General features: G+C 44.1%; 16 protein-coding genes. 7 read left to right on the top strand and 9 right to left on the bottom strand.

Annotation, left to right across the window (positions count from 1 at the left end):
* Positions 1-560 precede the first annotated feature (560 nt).
* Entirely contained in the window at positions 561-1046 is a 486-nt protein-coding gene (locus R7F67_RS23125) for a DUF6795 domain-containing protein (RefSeq protein ID WP_053302978.1), read from the top strand.
* Between the two features lie 683 nt (positions 1047-1729).
* Here the strand turns inward: R7F67_RS23125 and R7F67_RS23120 are convergent.
* Positions 1730-2293, bottom strand: coding sequence for a porin family protein (locus R7F67_RS23120; RefSeq protein WP_005381668.1), 564 nt, complete (start codon positions 2291-2293; stop codon positions 1730-1732).
* A gap of 398 nt (positions 2294-2691) precedes the next feature.
* On the opposite strand from R7F67_RS23120, the gene R7F67_RS23115 reads away from it, so the two are divergent.
* The 4 genes from R7F67_RS23115 (at position 2692) to R7F67_RS23100 (ending at position 7566) form a co-directional block, all read left to right on the top strand.
* On the top strand, positions 2692-3570 hold the full coding sequence (locus tag R7F67_RS23115) for a LysR family transcriptional regulator (RefSeq protein WP_193837486.1): 879 nt from the start codon (positions 2692-2694) through the stop codon (positions 3568-3570).
* Between the two features lie 120 nt (positions 3571-3690).
* Positions 3691-5226 carry a bifunctional GNAT family N-acetyltransferase/carbon-nitrogen hydrolase family protein gene (locus R7F67_RS23110; RefSeq protein WP_161440932.1) on the top strand — a complete coding sequence of 512 codons (1536 nt, stop codon included), beginning with the start codon at positions 3691-3693 and terminating at the stop codon, positions 5224-5226.
* A 204-nt stretch (positions 5227-5430) separates the two neighbouring features.
* Entirely contained in the window at positions 5431-6018 is a 588-nt protein-coding gene (locus tag R7F67_RS23105) for a DedA family protein (RefSeq protein WP_005383738.1), read from the top strand.
* A 180-nt stretch (positions 6019-6198) separates the two neighbouring features.
* Complete coding sequence (locus tag R7F67_RS23100) at positions 6199-7566, top strand: Na+/H+ antiporter NhaC family protein (RefSeq protein WP_053302976.1); 1368 nt, start codon at positions 6199-6201, stop codon at positions 7564-7566.
* 74 nt (positions 7567-7640) lie between these two features.
* Here the strand turns inward: R7F67_RS23100 and R7F67_RS23095 are convergent, their stop codons facing one another.
* From R7F67_RS23095 to R7F67_RS23080, 4 genes are all read right to left on the bottom strand, one after another.
* Positions 7641-8480 (bottom strand): 3-keto-5-aminohexanoate cleavage protein, encoded by an 840-nt coding sequence (locus R7F67_RS23095; RefSeq protein ID WP_262638881.1) that lies wholly within the window; start codon positions 8478-8480, stop codon positions 7641-7643.
* Entirely contained in the window at positions 8471-9802 is a 1332-nt protein-coding gene (locus R7F67_RS23090) for an aspartate aminotransferase family protein (protein ID WP_262638882.1), read from the bottom strand. The genes R7F67_RS23095 and R7F67_RS23090 overlap by 10 nt, the downstream gene beginning before the upstream one ends.
* A gap of 208 nt (positions 9803-10010) precedes the next feature.
* Positions 10011-11279, bottom strand: coding sequence for an O-acetylhomoserine aminocarboxypropyltransferase/cysteine synthase family protein (locus tag R7F67_RS23085; RefSeq protein ID WP_205460833.1), 1269 nt, complete (start codon positions 11277-11279; stop codon positions 10011-10013).
* A 119-nt stretch (positions 11280-11398) separates the two neighbouring features.
* On the bottom strand, positions 11399-12310 hold the full coding sequence (locus R7F67_RS23080; protein WP_167415038.1) for a LysR substrate-binding domain-containing protein: 912 nt from the start codon (positions 12308-12310) through the stop codon (positions 11399-11401).
* 106 nt (positions 12311-12416) lie between these two features.
* On the opposite strand from R7F67_RS23080, the gene R7F67_RS23075 reads away from it, so the two are divergent.
* Positions 12417-13673: a D-amino acid dehydrogenase gene (locus tag R7F67_RS23075; RefSeq protein WP_047102136.1), complete on the top strand. Its 1257-nt coding sequence runs from the start codon at positions 12417-12419 to the stop codon at positions 13671-13673.
* A 307-nt stretch (positions 13674-13980) separates the two neighbouring features.
* A complete protein-coding gene (locus R7F67_RS23070) occupies positions 13981-15528 on the top strand; it encodes an alanine/glycine:cation symporter family protein (protein ID WP_005381681.1) in 1548 nt (515 codons plus the stop codon).
* A gap of 100 nt (positions 15529-15628) precedes the next feature.
* Here R7F67_RS23070 and R7F67_RS23065 read toward each other — a convergent pair whose 3' ends face one another.
* The 4 genes from R7F67_RS23065 to R7F67_RS23050 form a co-directional block, all read right to left on the bottom strand.
* A complete protein-coding gene (locus R7F67_RS23065) occupies positions 15629-16219 on the bottom strand; it encodes an acetate uptake transporter (protein WP_005381682.1) in 591 nt (196 codons plus the stop codon).
* Between the two features lie 182 nt (positions 16220-16401).
* Entirely contained in the window at positions 16402-18063 is a 1662-nt protein-coding gene (locus R7F67_RS23060) for a chitinase (RefSeq protein WP_318057395.1), read from the bottom strand.
* 212 nt (positions 18064-18275) lie between these two features.
* Complete coding sequence (locus R7F67_RS23055; protein WP_064353653.1) at positions 18276-19799, bottom strand: Na+/H+ antiporter NhaC family protein; 1524 nt, start codon at positions 19797-19799, stop codon at positions 18276-18278.
* Positions 19800-20012: 213 nt separating this feature from the next.
* Positions 20013-20198: a hypothetical protein gene (locus R7F67_RS23050; protein ID WP_025594098.1), complete on the bottom strand. Its 186-nt coding sequence runs from the start codon at positions 20196-20198 to the stop codon at positions 20013-20015.
* Positions 20199-20640 lie beyond the last annotated feature (442 nt).

Raw genomic sequence — 20640 nt, 5'->3', positions numbered from 1 at the left:
TTAAAATACAAAACGCCCGATGAAGTACATCGAGCGTTTTAGTTAAAAAGTGTCAACCCATATCAGGACGGGTCAAACTAAAATGGTCTCTTTTTTCAAACATTCATGCTTTCTGAAATCTTACTACATAGATTACCGCATACCTTTGGCCCATGTAGGTTTACAAACTCGTTGAGTATTAATCAGTAAACAAGAAGTTCATAAGTACTAATCAAAAAGGCAGAGAGCATGGTACTAAAAGCCCTGCAACTTAAAAGTCTTCTGCTTACCTATCCTTTCTAAGAGATAACTAGATCTAAGTCTAAAGTCTATACTCATCTCCCTCGATGAATTGATTGATGTATTCATTGTTAGTCCCTACTCGCTTGTTTCATTACAACTCTATAGATGTAATGACTACAAACAGTAGTTACAAAAAATAATGTAACTCTAATCACAAAGTTAACCTTAGATATTGAACAGAAACACAACATATATAGATTTTTAAATTTCAAAATGAAAATATTGTTGTGAAAAATTAAGTTGCTGGAATTATTACAGTCATATTAGTGAGCATTGTAATGAATTTTGAAGAAAGTAAATTGAATGACGAACACGTTAATCAATACACACCGCAAATCAATGGTGTGTTAACAAAGAAAGGAAAACCACTTAGTAGCCTAAAGGTTAGCCTTAGTATTGGTTTAAGCATGTCAGGGAAATCAATAGACTTATCAACATTCACAGACAGTACTGGTCGCTTTGAGTTTTCTCCAGTCTATGAAAATAAAGACGTCATAAGCACTCCTCTCATTGATCGCTATGTAACTATTGTTTTAGTCGCAGAACTCAGCAATGATGAAAGTACTATTATTTGGGAAGGAAGCTTTGATGGTTATAAAATAGAGGATTACGTAAAAAATAACATGGCTAACCTTGCTTGTGACACTGAGAACCCTCTTAAGTACTTTGCTTTTTCAATTGATGATGAAGAAAACGATGACTACTACGTGAACAGCCAATGTAACTTATTTGGTTATATAGACTCTGACTTGTATGGAAATTAAATAATGCACTCATGATGCAACTCCAGTTCCTATGCCTCCTCTTTGGCCATTCATTCACGGGGGCATTGAGTATCGGTTAGAAGGAGGTTCTGGTATCGACTTCCACGCTCATGGACTAGGAAAAAATCTGTTCCGGGTTATGTCAATAACGCTACAAGTAATGAGTGATCGGCACTACAATCTAAGCCTTAAACTTATCTAGAACGCAACGTATTTCTTGACTTCAACAAGAGATATAACGCTCGGATGACTGATGGTTGGGTAAGTAAAATAGTCTCTTCAACTTTGACTTTACTAAGAATTTCAGGTCTGGGTCATATAATACAACAGATGCGACCGTAGGCCTTGCTACTTGGGTTAAATTAGCTAATTTCAGAGCTAAAAAATGAACGTAACGAACACGTACGCGGTATTATAGGCCACATAAATGTAATGTCAGGCAATGCGGAAATTAACCTATCTAATATTACTTGTAGAGCAATAAAGCTTTGTTTTTCAAGGTTAGTAAAAAGGCTAGACAGTCATGCTAGTAACGTATTAAATACCCTGGAGTAACAATAAAATAAATTAGCCATCGTTTTATATATACGCTTCATCGGTCTTAAATTATTTGAATGATAAATAATAAAAGTGCGAAGCTATTTTGCTTCGCACTTTTATTGAGTCCAGCACGGCTAACTATATTAGAAGCGATACTCTACACCTAGTGATGCTTGGTTAAAGTCTGTTTCCGTGTTTGCACCGTTCGCGACATTCTCCGCATTGAGTTCTACGTCGTACCACATATATTCTGCGTTAACTAAGAAGTTATCAGTAACTTTAAAACCCACACCGGCACCAGCGAATACACCTTCATCATCTTTGTTGCCTTGGAAGCCCGCAACGTTGTAATCCGTCGAGTACCACATTTGACCGCCTTTTGCGTAAAGGTCGACACGATCAGCAATGGGAGCGGTAACTTTTAGAGCCGCTGTATAGCCGTCCGTTTCGGCATTTGCTAGGTTATTACCATAGCTACCGAAATCAATGTAACCACCTTCCAACGCTAAGTAAGGATTAAAACGGTAACCAACTAAACCTTGAATAACATCGCTGTCATCATCAAAGTCATCTTGTCCATCAACTTTTAAGTAACCGTAGTTGGCGCCAACATATACACCATGATCGTTGGAGTCCGCAGCATGTGATAAAGTACTAAACGTTGCTAAAGAAAAAAGGCTAATCAAAGTAACAACATTGCTTTTCATTTCGTTCTCCTAATATAAGTTCCATTGAAGGTTCGAATAGTAAAGAGCAAATGCAATGCCAACTTTAAATTAATGAAAAATATATTTAATTTTATAGAATACTGACAATCCTCTAAAGAACGCCGAACAAAAACAGAAAAAAAGATCTGTCTGTTTACTTTATATAAACAATACTAAATTGAGGTTAATCGATGATGTGAAAAAGATTCTTGTCAATTTGTAGATTTTTCAAAGAAATTAAATAAACATCTAAAATACTCTTGTAGATTAATCAGTCAAAAAACGCTTAGCTAGTTTTTATAAGAAAGGAAGCTAATCACACATACGTTGCATCTTACTTTGCTTCAAGCCGTGAATACTCTACTCTTTGCCTAAGCAGAGTTTAATGGAACTGAAGTATGTTAAAAGGCAGTGAATACCCTTCTATTCGAGCATTAAGGACGTTTGTCGCGGTCTCTAATTACCTCAGTTTCTCTAAAGCAGCGGATGCCCTATGTATTACGCAAAGCGCAGTAAGCAAACAAATCGCATCGCTGGAGCAATTGGTGGGTTTACCTTTAATACAAAGAAGGGCGAGTGGTATTGAGTTAACCGAAGAAGGCAAGCGTTATCTGCCGCAAGTCACAGAAGCTTTGGAGCTTATTCAGCATGCAACTGCCAACTTAATCCAGTCAGATTCAAAGCAAGAATTACTCACCGTGGACGTAACCCCTTCTTTTGCCAGTCTTTGGTTGATACCTAATATTGATGACTTCCACCAGCAACATCCTAACATCCGAGTAAGAGTCTGTACTGGGGATGGGAACGTCAAAGATTCGAGCAACGAAAGTGACTTACATATTCGCTGCCTTCCATTATCCACGCATTATGAATACAGCCACTTACTATGCGAAGAAATACTACTATTGGTCGGTACTAACGCTCCTGCACTCAAGAATGTGCACGCTGTTAGCGACTATCCGCTGATACCTCAAATCACTCGTCCTCAGTTGTGGGAGCAATTTAAGGCGGCACATGCAGTAGAATCAACCGTTACCTATCACTCTGTAGGCTTTGAACATTTTTACCTAGCTTACGAAGCCGTCAAAATGGGAAAAGGACTCGCCTTACTTCCTGATTTTATGGCGCAGAATTCTATTTTAAGAGGGGATATCCAACATATTCTCAACCTAACTTTACAGAGCGGTTATGGTTATTACGTGATGATCCCAAATTATCGCCTTTCGGCTAAAAAAGTAGCGGTGTTTCACGAATGGCTGAAGAGCAAGCTAAGTTAATGTTGTTTCTTTAAGCTCGTTTAGGTAAACCAAAACAACTCAAAGACTTCGGTATCTGTCTGCTCAAATTTATGGCATTCTCATCCATACTATTTAAAAAGGATAAATGGATAGTAGGATATGGACAGCAACACGCCAAGACTCTCTTTACGCACCATTGAGCCGACCGATTACCCAGAGCTCGCGGAATTAATGGACCTTGTTTTTCCTGATGTTGGTGGCTCATGGCCACGCCTGACCATCATGGATCTCATTCATCAGTTTCCTGATGGACAAATCTGTATTGAGGATAACGGAAAAATTGTCGGCGCAGCGCTAACAATCAAAGTGGACTACAACCGATTTTCACTTCCTCACCTATACACCGACATCATCACCGAGAACAACGTCATCCAAAACCAAGTGACCGGTGACGCCATGTATGGTCTCGATGTATTTGTTCACCCGGACTACCGTGGACTGCGTTTAGGTCGCCGTCTGTATGATGCGCGTAAAGAACTTTGCCGGAGTAAGAACTTCAAAGCAATTTTGGCCGGTGGCCGCATCCCGAATTACCACAAATATGCTGACGAATTGAGCGTGGCTGAATACATCGACAAGATAAAACGCCGTGAGCTTCACGATCCTATTTTGTCTTTTCAGCTTGCAAATGACTTCGATGTAAAGCGTATTATGCGTGGTTACTTGCCAGAGGATAGTGCTTCTAAAGGCTACGCAACTCTACTGGAGTGGGATAACTTCTTCTACGAAGAGGATATTCAATCCGTCCATGATGTAGAAAAAACGCTGATTCGTATTGGTGTTGTGCAGTGGCAAATGCGCGCCATGAATGACTTAGAGGACTTGCTCGATCAGGCTGAGTTCTTCATCTCTTCTCTTGCGAACTACAAAGCCGATTTCGCCCTATTCCCTGAATTCTTTAACGCGCCGCTGATGGGATTGCAAAACGACCAAAATTCCGTCGAAGCAATTCGCTTTTTGGCTAGCTTTACAGAAGAGATCAAAAACCGCTTCTCGCAGATGGCCGTCACCTACAACATCAACATTATTGCAGGCAGTATGCCCGTCATCGAGGATGGCAAGTTGTATAATGTGGCCTACTTGCTGCAACGAGATGGTGAAATAAACGCTCAATATAAAATCCACATCACGCCTCATGAACAAAGAGACTGGGTGATCGACGGTGGTGACAATGTTCAAGTGTTCGAAACCGATGCAGGCAAAGTCGGCATACTGATTTGTTATGACAGCGAGTTCCCAGAGTTGGGAAGAATGCTCGCCGAGCAAGGCGCACAAATTGTGTTCGTTCCTTTCTGGACAGACACAAAAAATGGCTACCAACGAGTACGAATCTGTTCCCAATCACGAGCCATCGAAAACGAATGCTACGTTGCAATTGGGGGCAGTGTCGGCAACTTACCTCGTGTTGATAATGTCGATATCCAGTACGCACAATCTGCCGTATTTTCACCGTCGGATATCTACTTCCCGCACGATGCGACCTTGACAGAAGCAAGCGCCAACACCGAAATGATAATCTTCGCCGATGTTGATTTGACTAAGTTGAAGCAACTTAATACCGAGGGTTCAGTAACCAACTTACGTCACCGACGCCTTGATTTGTATGGCGCATTTACTAAAGCTAAAGAGTCATAAGGATCTCCCTAATTCGCCGCTACCAAAGAGCGTGGCGGCGAATAAAGCCTGCTGCAGGTTGATTCTGCGCAATTATTAGAGGCATGTCAGTTTTTCTCAATGGTGAGAAACAAGAATTGACCCAATAGGACATTCGGAGTATCACTCCAACTTCGTTCCGCTTTTATTAGGGGAAAGCTTTTGGAACATATTAACGAACTTCTCATGTCAATGAAGCCTTTGCTTGAGCAATACGGCTACGTTGCTCTGATTGTCAGTATATTTCTAGAAGGGATAGGTATCCCGATGCCTGGTCAATCACTGATGATCGCGGCATCTTTGCTCTCGTCAGAGCAAGTCATGAACCTAAGTATGGTAATGATGGTATCGTGGCTGAGCTGCTTTTTTGGTAATACCTGTGGCTACTTAATCGGTTATTACTTTGAGGGGTGGTTAGATAAAAAAGGCTACATTTCCGGCCCGAAGATGCAAACGCTTCAATTGACTATCCAGAAATACGGCCCTACGTGCTTGGTCGTCAGCCGCTTTATTGAAGGAATGAAGCAATTTATGCCTCTTGCATGCGGTATCGCGAAAATGCCACGTAGAGAGTTTTTGCTCGGTAACGCCCTCGCGGCGACGGTTTGGGTATTGGTATTCAGCTTGTTAACTCACTTTGCATTTGAGCATTTAAGCGTGCTGAGCAACCTGTACACCGAATACAAATATCTGGTATGGGCATTTGCTGCTGTCTTATTTACGTGGATGGTTTTAGGTATTGTTAAACGCAAAAAAGCCAAATCAATGCAATAACGACAGTCTCTTCATTAGCGCATAACTAAAGCTCGTGGTATCAGTGAGATACGCAACACGAGCTTTTATCTTTTTCTTTACGTGTAAAACCTAAGCAGCCATTTAGACGTCTAGACGTTGACAATGTAGAAATGTGATATTAGTCTGCTCTTCTCTCTTATCATTAACATTGTCGTTTACATGTCCGGTTCCCAACAAACTACTAAAACAGTTGCACCGTCTGCGGTCGCACTGATCCCATTAATTGTATTCCTTGCGCTATTTATTGGCGTAGGCACTTACTTATCTTTGCAAGGCGTGGAATTTGCCTTCTACCAGCTGCCTGCACCCATCGCGGTATTACCAGCCATCATCATTGCGTTTCTTTTAAGTAAAGAGAGGCTTAACCGCTCAATCGAACACTTCATGCGTGGTGTTGGCCACCCAGACATCATCGCAATGTGTATGATCTATCTGCTTGCAGGTGCCTTTGCTGCGGTAGCAAAAGCCTCTGGCGGTGTTGATGCAACAGTAAACCTTGGTTTATCCGCTATTCCAACCAGCATGATTTTACCGGGCATTTTTCTGATTTCTGCTTTTATCGCAACAGCAATGGGGACTTCGATGGGTACCATCGCAGCCGTTGCCCCCGTAGCGTTGGGTATTGCTGAATCAGCAGGAATGAGCTTACCGTTAACCGCAGGCGTTGTACTGAGCGGCGCTATGTTTGGTGATAACCTTTCTATCATCTCTGACACCACCATCGCGGCGACACGCTCTCAAGGTTGTGAGATGAAAGACAAGTTTAAAGAGAACATTCGTATTGCTTTACCTGCGGCGTTGATCGCGATTGCAGTGTTCGCTTTCAACAGTACCGCGACTCAAGTGCCTGAAACTGGCGATATTGAGTGGCTAAAAGTCTTGCCGTACATCACTATTTTGATCCTAGCGGTATCTGGTGTGAATGTGTTTGTGGTTCTGTCGATTGGCATTCTTTTGGCTGGCGGCGTGAGCTTGGCATCGATTGACAATTACGGACTGACTAATCTAGCCCAAGACGTTTACAAAGGCTTTGGTAACATGCAAGAGATCTTCTTGTTATCCATGTTGATTGGTGGTTTGAGTGAACTGATGCGCCGCCAAGGTGGCCTTGCTTTTCTAACAAATTTCGTTAGTAGCCTTATCCACGCGTTTGGCTCTAGTCACTCTAAGCATGCGAACAGTCGTGCAAGCGAGCTAGGTATTGCAGGTTTGGTATCAATGGTCAATGGCTGTACGGCAAACAACACCGTAGCCATCATTGTATCGGGCAGCGTTGCTCGCCAACTGGCGGAAGAGAATAATGTCTCTCCTCGCCGCTCAGCAAGCTTGTTAGACATTTTCTCATGCGTGGTGCAAGGCGTGTTGCCTTACGGTGCTCAAGTATTGCTGCTAGGTTCCGTGTTCAACCTCTCGCCACTTGAAGTAGTTGCCAATTCTTACTACTGTTTTGCATTAGCGATAGCGGCTATTGTCGCGGTGTTTATCAAACATCCCGCTCGTCAACCTGTAGCGCAAACTGAGAACTAACGACAAATACCGAAAAGGCTCCGATGGAGCCTTTTTACTTTCCTTTCTTCTTTTTTTCTTTTCCGCGAGCAGATTTACTTCAAAGCTGAACGCAAACTTTGCGCACTGTGTAAAGGAATCGCAAAGCGATGCGCCACATCGCGTAGAGCTTCCACCTGAGCCGCGTTACTGATTGCTAATTCGCCTGCCACATCGACGTGGTTATTCTCAAACCCCACTCTCACATCGAATCCAAGTAACATCGCACTCGCTAAACAGTCTTGCTCTCGCGCGCCAAAAGCACAAATGGCACATCGAATTTCTTCCTCGTCAAAACGCGCCAAATTCAAACCTCGTAAATCCCATGGCGAAGACTGTTGAGCTTGGTGATAACGCCCTAACACCACTAATGCATGCTGATACGTTTTAGGTAACACGCCCGCATCGCGTAGTTGGAAATAACGTTCAATGTCGGTTGTATCGTAGAGAATAATTTGGCTCACGATGCTGTTCTCTGCCAACCAATGGAAAAAGGCATGCCCTTCTTTCTCACTTGCGCGATCGGGGATTAACTCCCTCAATGCGAAAGAAGCCGCTTCAGGTTTCACAGCTTTGACTAACGCCCGCTGTTGTGGCGGAGAATATAAACCCACCGCTTCTGTGGTGAGCTGAACCATCATGGTTTCTCCCACCGCTTCTTTCACGGCATGGTAAATTGCCATGTTGTCGTCGATGTCTAATGAATGACGTCCGTTGGCGTCTCTAGCATGCAAATGGATCATGGCAGCCCCTACCGTTTGACAAGCGATAGCCTCTGCAACCAGTTCGTCTGTTGTCATGGGTAAGCTGGCGTGATCGTGCTTAGTTTTTCTTGCACCGTTTGGGGCCACGATAATAGCGATAGGCTCTCGTATACATCGATTTTCTAATTCCATTCCTTCGCTACCTCTTTTAGCGTTAATGAGAGTTTGCCAACTAGTTCATCAATATGGTGAGGCTGAATAATGAATGGCGGCGCAAGCAAGATATGGTGCCCATTAACGCCATCAATCGTTCCGCCCATTGGATAGCACATTAAGCCATTTTCCATTGCTCGCTGTTTGATGCGTTTGTCTGCCAATGTGGCTTTACTCAGAGGCGCCTTGCTTTCTTGATCCGCCACCAGCTCAATGCCAAAAAACAAACCTTTACCACGAATGTCGCCAATGTACGGTAAATGGGCCAATGCAGAAGTAAGCCCATTACGCAGCAAAGCACTTTGCCGATTCACCGCCGTTAATAAATCATCTTGGAAGATGGTTTGAATGGTCGCCACGGCAGCAGCGCACGCCACAGGGTGCGCCATAAAAGTATGACCATGTTGGAAAAAACCGCTTCCACCGGCAATAGCTTGGTAGACTCGATCATTCGCAACCACCGCGCCAATAGGTTGATAACCCGCACCAAGCCCTTTAGCCATACAAACCAGATCGGGCTCTGCCTCTTCTTGCTCAAACGCAAAAAAACTGCCACTTCGCCCAACGCCACACATGACTTCATCCAAGATCAATAACACATCGTATTGGTCGCATATTTCGCGAATACGCTTGAAATAACCTTGCGTTGCAGGCACAGCTCCAGCGGTGGCTCCCACAATGGGCTCGGCGACAAAAGCCATGACATTATCAGCCCCCAACTCAAGAATTTTTGCCTCTAGTTCATTCGCCGCTCGCAATGAGTAATCCAATTCCGACTCATGACTCTGCTGATAACGATAAGCATAGCAAGGGGCAATGTGATGACTCGGATGCAAGATAGGTTTGAACGGTTCACGTCGCCATTCATTACCACCGACCGCCAGAGCTCCCAACGTATTGCCGTGATAACTTTGCTGACGCGCGATGAATTGCTTTTTCTCTGGCTTACCTGATTCCACGAAATACTGCCGCGCCATTTTTAGTGCCGACTCCACCGCTTCTGATCCTCCACTGACTAAGTACACATGGTTGAACTGTTCAGGCATGTGCTGACAAATCAATTCTGCTAGGCGCTCACTGTTGTCACTAGTAAAAAATCCAGTATGAGCAAATGGCACTCGCTCGAGCTGTTCCAACATGGCTTTTTTAACGGCGTGATGACTGTGGCCAAGGTTTGATACCGCAGCACCACCACAAGCATCGAGATACTGCTTTCCATGCTTATCGAATAGATAAACACCTTCACCTCTATCGATGATTGGTAGCGTAGCATGGCAATGACGGTGAAATACGTAAGACATTTGAGTCCCTTCCAATGTGTAATACTTGCACACATCATCAGGAACAAACCCAAACGTGACAAGAGAATAAATCTCACCCTCTATGAGCTTTTGGAATACCACAAACCAAAAACACAAAAACCCTTGATATTTAAACAATAAAATAAAAATAGGCCAGCTTTTTTAAAGGCTGGCCTATGGGTAACCCAAAGCTAAAAACAGAATCGTTTTACGAGTTTAGTGCCTGTTCTAAATCGGCTAGAATATCGTCAATATGTTCAATACCCACCGATAAACGAATCATCTCTGGAGACACACCAGCTTGTTTTTGTTCTGCTTCGCTCAATTGACGATGAGTCGTCGATGCAGGATGGCAAGCCAATGATTTTGCATCGCCAATGTTCACCAAACGCTTAAAGATTTTCAAAGCATCATAAAAACGCACACCAGCGTCATAACCATCTTTTAAACCAAACGACAAAATCGCAGAAGGCTTACCTTTCATGTATTTTTCGGCGAGATGGAAGTGTTCAGAACTTGGCAATCCGGCATAACTTACCCAACTGACTTTGTCATTCTGTTCCAAGAATTCAGCCACTTTGAGTGTGTTCTCGGTATGGCGCTCCATACGCAGCGGTAACGTTTCTAGCCCTTGCATAAGCATAAATGCATTCATCGGTGATAATGCGGCTCCGGTATTACGCAGTGGTACGGTACGCGCACGCCCGATAAATGCCGCCTCACCAAACGCTTCGGTATACACCACGCCGTGGTAAGAAGGTTCTGGTTGGTTGAAAACAGGAAAGCGGTCTTTGTGCTGCGCCCAAGGGAATTTACCTGAATCCACAATCACGCCACCCAATGTGGTGCCATGCCCACCAACGTATTTAGTGAGAGAGTGAACTACGATATCCGCACCGAACTCGATGGGTTTGCACAGCACTGGCGTCGCGACGGTGTTATCCACAATCACAGGCACGCCTTGTGCGTGAGCAAGCTCCGCCACACGTTCTAAATCGATGATATTACCTGCAGGGTTACCAATGCTCTCGCAGTACACCGCTTTGGTATTTTCATCAATTAACTCGGCCAAACTTTCTGGCTTGTCATCTTTAGCAAACTTCACCTGAATACCCTGATTTGGCAGCATGTGCGCAAACAAGGTATAAGTACCGCCATAAAGTTGCGGCGTAGAAACGATGTTATCGCCCGCTTGCGCTAAGGTCAGAATCGCATAGTTAATCGCTGCACTCCCCGCACTCACGACCAATCCAGCAATGCCGCCTTCTAACGCCGCCATGCGTTTTTCCAGCACGTCATTAGTCGGATTCATGATGCGAGTGTAGATATTCCCCGGCACTTCCAAGTTAAACAGATCAGCACCATGCTGCGCGTTATCAAACTCGTACGCGACTGTTTGATAAATCGGCGTCGCGACAGATTTAGTGGTAGGGTCAGTTTCGTAACCAAAATGGATGGATAGCGTTTCGTCTTTCATGTTCTTCCCTGTCTTTCATCACTCAAATAGCGGCAAGCAAAGCACTTACCTTGCTTATAAAACTTATATTGCCCAATTTTTCAACAAATAACGTAGGGATGAATCACAGAGATAAAACGCTAATTCAACTGTCCAAGTAACCAGTGACGAAACGTTTCTGTCGCATTCGTACGTGTGTTCATGATCAAGTAATACCCTGCATTGGCAGAAATCGGTTTGAATGGAGAAACCAAACGCTCTGTCGTCAATTCATCCTCAATCAGTGCCATTCGTGCCATCGCAATCCCAACGCCAGCTTCGGCTGCAGACATTGCCATATCCGTTCGATTAAAAAAGTGTCCGATATCGGTTTTAAAATCCAACCCCATCGCTGACGCCCAATATAGCCACTCATAGTCACGCGTCGCTTTTTCCCATGGCATCGCATCGTGTAGTAGCGTCGCCTCTTGCCATTGCTTCACTGGCATTGAGTTTTTTTGCTCACCAAACAACGTTTTTAGCCAGCCATGATCCTCAAGGTATTTTGGACTCATCACCGGTAGCAGATGCTCATCCAAAATCAGCTCCGCGTTAGCATTTCTATAAGGATGAAGACCATAGTCAATTGCGACGTCATAGTCTTTTATCTCACTATTTACCAGCGCACCTTCCGCAAAGATTTGTACTTGGATATCCGGATTATCATGATGGAAGCTTTCGAGCTTTGGGACTAACCATTTGAAAGCAAAAGAAGGCGTCAACTTCAAACGAATTTCATTGGTTTGCTTTTCTACTTTTAGCTCATCAAGCAATTTGCTCAGTTCCGAAAAGTGAAACTGCGTCGCTTGGTGTAACTGAGTGCCTTTTACGGTTAAACGAATACCGCGAGAGTGGCGTTCAAATAAAGTAAAACCTAATAACGCTTCCAAATGAATAATTTGTTGGCTTATGGCACCAGTGGTGAGGTGTAAATGTCTTGCAGCACCAGTAAAGCTGCTGTACTCCGCGACTTGGCTAAATAGGCACAAACCACTTATCAGATTACTTTTCATCCTTGAGCCTATAGTTTTTCTAAACACAGTGTGTAATTTATATCGATTGTTAACAAAAGGTAAAGAAAAGAAACTGAGCACTCTGATAAATGTGTGGAGTGCATCAATGGAAGTCATCGTATTAGGCAGCGGCGTTATCGGCTTAACCTCTGCTTGGTATTTATCTCAAGCAGGCTATCAAGTTACCGTCATTGACCGCCAACCAAGCAGTGCCATGGAAACGAGCTTCGCCAATGCCGGGCAGATTTCATATGGCTATTCTTCGCCTTGGGCTGCGCCTGGTGTTCCTGTTAAAGCCATTAAGTGGTTAATGGAGGAGCATGCTCCACTTAAAATCAAACCCACTCTGAATGCCGACATGATCCGCTGGGCGAGTAAAATGGTCGCGAACTGCACCCTACCTCGCTATCAAGTTAACAAGGCTCGCATGCTTTCTATCGCTAACCACAGCCGTATTTGCTTAGAACAGTTACGCCAAGAACACGCCATTGAGTATCAAGGGCGTCAGTTTGGGACCTTGCAAGTATTCCGAACACATCAACAGCTGCAAGCTATTGAAAAGGACATGCAGCTCCTTGAACAAAGCGGAACCCGATTTAAGCTAATGGACGTCGAACAATGTATTGAACAAGAGCCAGGGCTTGCACTTGTGAAAGACAAACTGGTTGGTGGCTTGCATCTACCTGATGACGAAACGGGCGATTGCCATCAATTTTGCCAACAACTAACGGAGCTTGCTAAGGCACACGGTGTCCGATTTGAGTTCGATACTGAAGTAAGCAATTGGGTTACAGTAGGCAAAAAGATCATAGGTGTCCAAACGAACCGAGGACAATTTAAAGCAGACCAATATGTGGTGGCCTCTGGCAGCTACTCTACAGCGCTACTCAAGCAACTCGATATTGATATTCCGGTCTACCCTGTCAAAGGCTATTCACTCACCATCCCGATGGAAGATGAACACTTCTCTCCTCGATCTACTGTGATGGATGAAACCTATAAAGTCGCTATGACTCGATTTGATGACCGAATTCGCGTAGCTGGCACCGCAGAATTAGCAGGGTTTGATGCTTCCCTTCCACAAAAGCGCAAAAACACCATCGAAATGGTCATCCGTGATCTTTTTCCTCGTTGTGGTGACTTCAGCCAAGCTGAGTTTTGGAGCGGCTTTAGGCCAATGACGCCTGATGGCACACCAATTATCGGCGCGACTAAATACGATAACCTTTTTACTAACACCGGACACGGAACTCTGGGCTGGACGATGGCTTGTGGTTCAGGTCAATTGCTAGCAAGCGTAATGAAAGGTGAAAAAGCAAAAGTGATGGATAATGCGGAGCTTAACCTTTGTCGTTACGCCTGAGCACATGACTGAACAAAAAATAGGCAGACACTTACTCCACAAAATGCATAACCATTGGCATTTTTAACTCATCAAAATCGCAGCACATTTAAATGACAATGTGCTGCATAATTAATCATCAGGCAAATCTTCTACCTAAAAGGAGCAAATAAGCAACAAGAACCAAATTTTAACAACTACTCTCCATTCTGTGTTCATCATCACGCTACAAAGGATTTGTAGCTAAAAAAGTTAACAATTGCATTACATAAAGGGTAATGTATTGTGTGAAAAACAACCACAAACACAACTAACAGGGAAAATACTCATGCAGTCATTAGTTGATTTTCTGAATGGAATTATTTGGAGCCCGGTACTGATCTATTTGTGCCTTGGCGCAGGTTTGTTCTATTCAATCATGACGCGTTTTGTACAAATTCGTCACTTCTTTGAGATGTGGCGCTTATTACTTTCAGGGAAGAGTTCAACAAAAGGGATATCATCATTTCAGGCACTTGCCGTTTCACTGTCTGGCCGTGTAGGTACAGGTAACATTGCTGGTGTTGCTGCTGCTATCGGTTTCGGTGGCCCAGGCGCCGTATTCTGGATGTGGGTCGTAGCCTTCTTTGGCGCTGCAACCGCATACGCAGAATCAACACTTGCACAAATTTATAAAGAAGAAGACGAAGGCGAGTTCCGTGGTGGCCCTGCTTACTATATTGAGAAAGCAATGGGACAAAAATGGTACGCTTGGATCTTTGCTATCGCGACCATCTTTGCTTGTGGTGTTCTACTTCCTGGCGTTCAATCGAACAGTATCGGTAACGCAGTAGAAGCCGCATTTGGCTCAGGTGACATGATTGAAACCGCTATTGGTACCTTCAGTTTTGCTAAAATTTTCACTGGTACGGTTGTTTGTGTCATTTTGGCTTTCATCATTTTTGGTGGCGTAAAGCGTATCGCGAACTTTACCCAAGTCGTTGTGCCATTTATGGCGTTAGCTTACATCATTACTGCGTTTGTCATCATCCTTCTAAACATTGGTGAGGTTCCACGCATTTTCGGCATGATCATTGGTGACGCGTTCACACCAATGGCAGGCGTTGGTGCAGCAATCGGCTGGGGTGTAAAACGTGGTGTCTACTCCAACGAAGCAGGTCAAGGTACTGGTCCTCACGCAGCAGCAGCAGCGAGTGTTGATCACCCTGCTCAGCAAGGTCTTGTTCAATCTTTCTCTATTTACATCGATACACTACTTGTGTGTTCAGCAACCGCGTTCATGATTCTTATCACTGGCGCGTACAACGTAAATGGTGCGATTGAAGGTACATTCCTGGTTCAAAACCTACCAGCGGATATTGGTGCAAATGGCCCTGTGTTTACACAGATGGCGATCGAAAGCGCACTACCTGGCGTGGGTAAACCATTCATCGCAATCGCTCTATTCTTCTTCGCGTTTACGACCATTCTGGCTTACTACTACATTGCAGAAACGAACATTGCTTACATTCGTCGTACGTTCAAAGTAAATGGACTGATGTTTATTCTGAAAGTCATCATTATTTCATCCGTGTTCTACGGAACCGTGAAAACCGCCAACTTAGCATGGGCGATGGGTGATGTAGGCGTAGGACTGATGGCGTGGCTAAACATCATCGGTATTTTGATCATTTTCTTTATGTCGAAGCCTGCACTCAAAGCACTGAACGACTACGAAGAGCAACAAAAACGTGGTGTGACCGATTTTACATTTAACCCTGTTGCACTGGGCATTAAAGGCGCAGATTACTGGGAAGATAAGTACCGACGTAAAACGGGTAAAGCTCCAACGGCAGACAGCAATAGCGCAGAAACTGTTGAGCAACCATCAACGTAGCGTTATCACATAAATAAGAAAAAGCAGTGGTCCGATTGAGGACATAAAAAAGGGGGATTAACCAATAGTTAATCCCCCTTTCTTCATTATGAGTAACAGCTTAGGCGATAACCGCTTCAACTTTACGAGCGATTTTTGCTTTACCGACAGGTAACACTTCACGACCAAATTCGTTGTTCAGTACTTGCGCCATTGCGAAGTAAATTGCACTTGCGCCACAGAAGATACCCTCGAAGCCAGCGATAGCACCGATCACTTCGCTACCAGTGAAATCACGAGCAGCAAGCAAGAAGAACAGGATAGTTAGAGAACCAAATACCACTTGCTTCGCTGTTGGGTAACATAGAGAACCAATGAACATGAAACCAGTGAAGATGCCCCAAAGCGCTAGGTACCAACCCATAAAGCTTGCAGGGCTTGCAGGAAGACCCATGTGAGGCATTACGATTAGACCTACCAATGTTAGCCAAAATAGACCGTAAGAAGTAAACGCAGTTGTGCCGAACGTATCACCGCGTTTAAAACACATGATGCCAACGATTACTTGGCTAAGGCCACCGTAAAAGATGCCCATCGCTAGAATCATAGAGTCAATTGGGAAAAATCCTGCATTATGAATATTGAGCAGAATAGTGGTCATACCGAAACCCATTAGACCTAGCGGTGCTGGGTTAGCCAGTTTTGTCGACATGTACAAATACCTTTCTTCAAAAATGTTGATAAAAAATGCGCGCGAATTTTAATGGGCTGCAGAACAAAAGAGAAAAGCTGTTATTGAAAACTTAGATTCCATAAATAAACCACTACATATATAAAAAAAGACCCTGCAAAAAAGCAGAGTCTTTATAGATGGTTAGGTTGTTTTTTACTCGATCACTGACAAGAAATCTCGTCCCAGAACCAGTTGCTTTGCGTTGGGCTTTCCCATACTCCAGGGCCATTTTTTGCGACAAAACATTTGTTTTGGTACGTCACTTTATCGCCGTTAGCGACTTGCGTTACACCCGGCTCCCACTGAATAAAATTGCCTGTAACTGGTGGTTCTGGCTCAGTCACCGGTGGTTCAGGTTCCGTTGTAGGCGGCTCCGTAGGCGTGCCTGAAACCAGCTTCCAAGGGTCTCCTTTCGTTGGCTCATTACCTTGTGACCACCATTTCGCTTCGTAAACAGCACCTTGGTAAGAAACTTGATCACCCGTGTTATATACTTTGCCAGAATCCCAAGCTGCCACACCACCTACAGGCGGATCGACCGGATCCACTGGATCTAACTTGTCAACTACACGAACTTCTGGCCAACCCGCATGAGATTGGTAGAAGTTAGTTACACATTTCTCATAATCACCTGCAACTAGCGCAGAGTAAGCCGTTTGGAAACCAACAAGTTCACATTCAAAAGAGTGGCCTCCAGGACGATCTGAGTAGTATTTCCAGTTTCCATCCCAGTTGGTGTACAACACGTCTGTCGCACCATTCAGATTTAAGCTACCGTAAGGCGTCTGCTGCCAACAGGTATTGGTCTCATCGGCTTCAATTGGAATTTGATAATGAGCGGCAAGTCCTTCCCAATAGCGAATACGGTTAACAGGTTGACCTTTATCTTTGTTTTGCTCTCCACACTCAATACCACCATTGATCACGTTGATGGTGGTACCAAAGCCGTAACCAATGCCAGCATCAAGCTCACGCTGTGAAGGCACCCAAGTACGGTCAATCACATGTAGCATTGCAGGTTTCGGTGCTTGTGGGGTTAGGAAGAACCAGATAGCCGATGCTAAGTTCAGCCACGAATCCGCAACCAAGCCTGGATTTTTTAGCAATACAGATGCATCACCATCAAACATCACTTCAGAGAACGCGCCATAGTTAAAATGGTAAGAAAGCTGTTTTGCACCACGTCCAAAGTAACCTTGTCCAGGTTCACATGGCCAGCGTTTGTTTTGCCAGTCATTTTGACCACAACCTGTTGTGTAACCTTCTTGCCCTTCAGACCATCCCATTTCTCGCACATGAACCAAAGCTTGCTGCCACTCTTCCAACCCTAGCGGATTATCCGATACGTTATCGATCGAAATATGGCCACCGGTTTCTTGTGCAAAGTGAGCAAACGCTGTCATGATCGATTTTTTACAAATTGCATCCGAATCACGACCGTCTGTGTACTCACCACAGAATGCAGGGAACTTACCAATTGCACGTAGGAAACGCGTGTAAGTGTATTCAGGTGCCGCCATTTGAGTCAGGAAGTCCCACTCACTTTCGGGGAATACACGCTCTACACGCTTCACGTTTTCTGGGTTGGTTGTCGCCCCTGGAACAATCGCTTCAACTACTGAGTTCGGGCGTGTCTCTAATGCTTGTGACCAAATGGCATACATAGGATCAGAAGTTTTGCTTTGCTCTACGGCTTGAACGTCACCACGAGCAATAACATAACCATTCGGATTTTGCGGATCGGGCTGAATATTCATACTCGCATTCACTTGTGCTGCTAAGACACAACTCAATGCAAGAGGAAGATGTTTGAGTGCAAACATGTCTAGTCTCCGGATTTCAACAATACAATATACGAGGAATAACTAGACATATAGTGGATCATATATACGAAACACCGAGCCAAGTACGTTGATTCTGCGAGACAAAATGAATAAATAGGTCCTCACACACATTTTGTCACAAGAAAAATGTTACCTTGACTCAAAAGAAAAGCGGAGACCCTGTGAGCCTCCGCTTTGTGATGTTTCTCTCTTTATTGATCTGCCGAAACCACCTCTAGCTTCGCGGTTGACTTTTGTTTAGACAGCACAAAATAAACCACACACTGAGAAATAATTGCGGCAAGCACAATCACTGGTGAGGCGTTGATTCCAGCTAAAAGAAAACACCCCAATGCGATCATTCCATTGAGTAATGCGTAAGGTAATTGTGTACGGAAGTGCTCATACTGTTCACACCCCGCTCCTGTCGACGACAAAATCGTAGTTTCAGAGATGGGAGAACAGTGATCGCCAAACAAGCCACCAGATAATACCGCACCAATACAAACCAACAGTGGTGCATCAATCGCGACGGCAGTTGGGATCACTAATGGCATCATGATGGCAAACGTCCCCCAAGATGATCCCGTAGCGAACGAGATAATACCGGCCAGTAAAAACGCAACCGCTGGCAATAACCAGTAAGGGAAACCGGCTTGAGCTTGTTCAGCAATGTATGCAGCTGCACCTAATTCTTTCCCAACCGAGCTAAGCGCCCAAGCCAATACCAGAATCACCGCCACTGACATCATGTTTGACATCCCTTTCAGATAAACCTGAATACCATCCGAAAGCTTTCTTACGCCATAAAACGCCATCAGCGCAATTAAAGTGAAGGCCGCGAAGAAATATGCAGAAGAAAGTGCAGCCCTAAACGTTGATCCTGCCACTTTTTGAAATGGAAAACCGTGTGGCACGAGGATGGTACATAGAACCACCAGCATAACGAGCAAAGGTGCCCATACAAAACTAGATTTTGCATTTTTATGCGTAAACACATTCATGGACTCCTGCACTTTCCCAAAGTCGGAGCCCTGCTCTGCTAGTTGCTCAGCCTTCGCCATCGGTCCGAAATCTAATTTGAAGAAAGAGACAATCGGCACAATCGCGATCGCAAGAAAGGCGTAAAACTGATACGGGATCGCACCAATGAAAGCATCCCAATCACTCATACTGACATTCAGGGCAGTAAACTCTTTTTGAATCAATCCCATGATGTAAACGCCCCATCCGATAAAAGGGATCAAGATTGCGACGGGAGAGGAAGTAGAGTCGATAATAAAAGCTAATTTTTGGCGTGATACTTTTAACTTATCAAATAAAGGGCGAAAAACAGGGCCAACAATCAGTGGTGTACCAAGGTCTGAGAAGAAAATAACCACACCACCGAACCATGCGGACAGTTGAGCTTGGCATTTACTCGCAACCCATTGAGTAACCTTTTTAGCAAACGCCACACCACCGCCAGATTTCTCCATCAAGGCAACAAAGCCACCAATAAAGACCAAGAGCAAAATGACGCCCGCATTGTAGCTGTCAGTTAATTGCGGCAGTAGATAGCTTTTCATCAATGCACTAAACGAGTCTAGTGGCCCTTTTTCGACAAATGTCCCTTCGAGCATAGCGACACCACTCACCACACCGGCGAATAAACCAACAACGACATTTCTTGTGGTCAGCGCGAGGAAAAGAGTAATAAGGATGGGAATGAGAGAGGTAACGTCAGCCTGTTCCATAGCAATACCATTTATGATAATCAAACAATTAAAATGAATATATATTTAATTTAACCGCATGTATATATCTCTCACGAAAAAGTTGAGCCTCCTCTTCACAAACTTGAAGTACAAAAAAACCAGCCCGAAGGCTGGTTCTTATAAACTCAACTGTCTAGAGGAAAATTATTCCCACTCGAAGATCAACGAGCACAAAATACATCTAAATAACAGCTAGTTAGAAATGCCACCTTTCTCGATACCATCATCTATACCATGCGCAGAATTTTTTTGATTTTTTGCGTCTCGTCGGCGTTTTAGTTCGGCTTTGGCCCAAATTGAAGATTCTTCCATATCGCGACGAAGTTCTTGTATCTCTTCAACACTAAGCCGTCGTGGACCTGAGGTAATTCTATCCATCTTGTGCCTCCAACTTGTCGCAGTACATTTTAAAACGCATCAAAACATGAGTTACTAACAAGAAATATTGGGGATATTTTTAGATTGTTTTTCATACACATCTTGAAAGCCATCAACACTGCCCAAAGATTATACAACGAGGAATAACCTCGTTAAATAAAAAGGATCAAATCATGGGTTTGAAACCAGGGCCAAAACCAATAGCCAAGTCGACCGGCAAGCCAGATCAACGTCGACGTGACAACAAAAAAACTCCAGGAAACACTCCCGGCTTAAAGCCAAGCAAATCCTCGACCAAGTAACGCTACCTCAATATCGAGTCAGTGTAAGTGATACTGACTCTTGTTGCTAAAACCCAAAACACGCTTTTGCCCCATTATAAGACAGAGTAAATACTCATTCATATCCTGTTTATTGGGTTTTGCCTTACTAAAAGTAATCC

The organism is Vibrio sp. YT-17, assembly GCF_033337375.1.
Taxonomy (GTDB): Bacteria; Pseudomonadota; Gammaproteobacteria; order Enterobacterales; family Vibrionaceae; genus Vibrio; species Vibrio alginolyticus.
This window is presented reverse-complemented; position numbering and strand designations above follow the sequence as displayed.

Bases quoted from the DNA above. Each gene is read 5' to 3' on its own strand.
- R7F67_RS23125 (WP_053302978.1), top strand. From the start codon at position 561: ATGAATTTTGAAGAAAGTAAATTGAATGACGAACACGTTAATCAATAC.
- R7F67_RS23120 (WP_005381668.1), bottom strand. From the start codon at position 2,293: ATGAAAAGCAATGTTGTTACTTTGATTAGCCTTTTTTCTTTAGCAACG.
- R7F67_RS23115 (WP_193837486.1), top strand. From the start codon at position 2,692: ATGTTAAAAGGCAGTGAATACCCTTCTATTCGAGCATTAAGGACGTTT.
- R7F67_RS23110 (WP_161440932.1), top strand. From the start codon at position 3,691: ATGGACAGCAACACGCCAAGACTCTCTTTACGCACCATTGAGCCGACC.
- R7F67_RS23105 (WP_005383738.1), top strand. From the start codon at position 5,431: ATGTCAATGAAGCCTTTGCTTGAGCAATACGGCTACGTTGCTCTGATT.
- R7F67_RS23100 (WP_053302976.1), top strand. From the start codon at position 6,199: ATGTCCGGTTCCCAACAAACTACTAAAACAGTTGCACCGTCTGCGGTC.
- R7F67_RS23095 (WP_262638881.1), bottom strand. From the start codon at position 8,480: ATGGAATTAGAAAATCGATGTATACGAGAGCCTATCGCTATTATCGTG.
- R7F67_RS23090 (WP_262638882.1), bottom strand. From the start codon at position 9,802: ATGTCTTACGTATTTCACCGTCATTGCCATGCTACGCTACCAATCATC.
- R7F67_RS23085 (WP_205460833.1), bottom strand. From the start codon at position 11,279: ATGAAAGACGAAACGCTATCCATCCATTTTGGTTACGAAACTGACCCT.
- R7F67_RS23080 (WP_167415038.1), bottom strand. From the start codon at position 12,310: ATGAAAAGTAATCTGATAAGTGGTTTGTGCCTATTTAGCCAAGTCGCG.
- R7F67_RS23075 (WP_047102136.1), top strand. From the start codon at position 12,417: ATGGAAGTCATCGTATTAGGCAGCGGCGTTATCGGCTTAACCTCTGCT.
- R7F67_RS23070 (WP_005381681.1), top strand. From the start codon at position 13,981: ATGCAGTCATTAGTTGATTTTCTGAATGGAATTATTTGGAGCCCGGTA.
- R7F67_RS23065 (WP_005381682.1), bottom strand. From the start codon at position 16,219: ATGTCGACAAAACTGGCTAACCCAGCACCGCTAGGTCTAATGGGTTTC.
- R7F67_RS23060 (WP_318057395.1), bottom strand. From the start codon at position 18,063: ATGTTTGCACTCAAACATCTTCCTCTTGCATTGAGTTGTGTCTTAGCA.
- R7F67_RS23055 (WP_064353653.1), bottom strand. From the start codon at position 19,799: ATGGAACAGGCTGACGTTACCTCTCTCATTCCCATCCTTATTACTCTT.
- R7F67_RS23050 (WP_025594098.1), bottom strand. From the start codon at position 20,198: ATGGATAGAATTACCTCAGGTCCACGACGGCTTAGTGTTGAAGAGATA.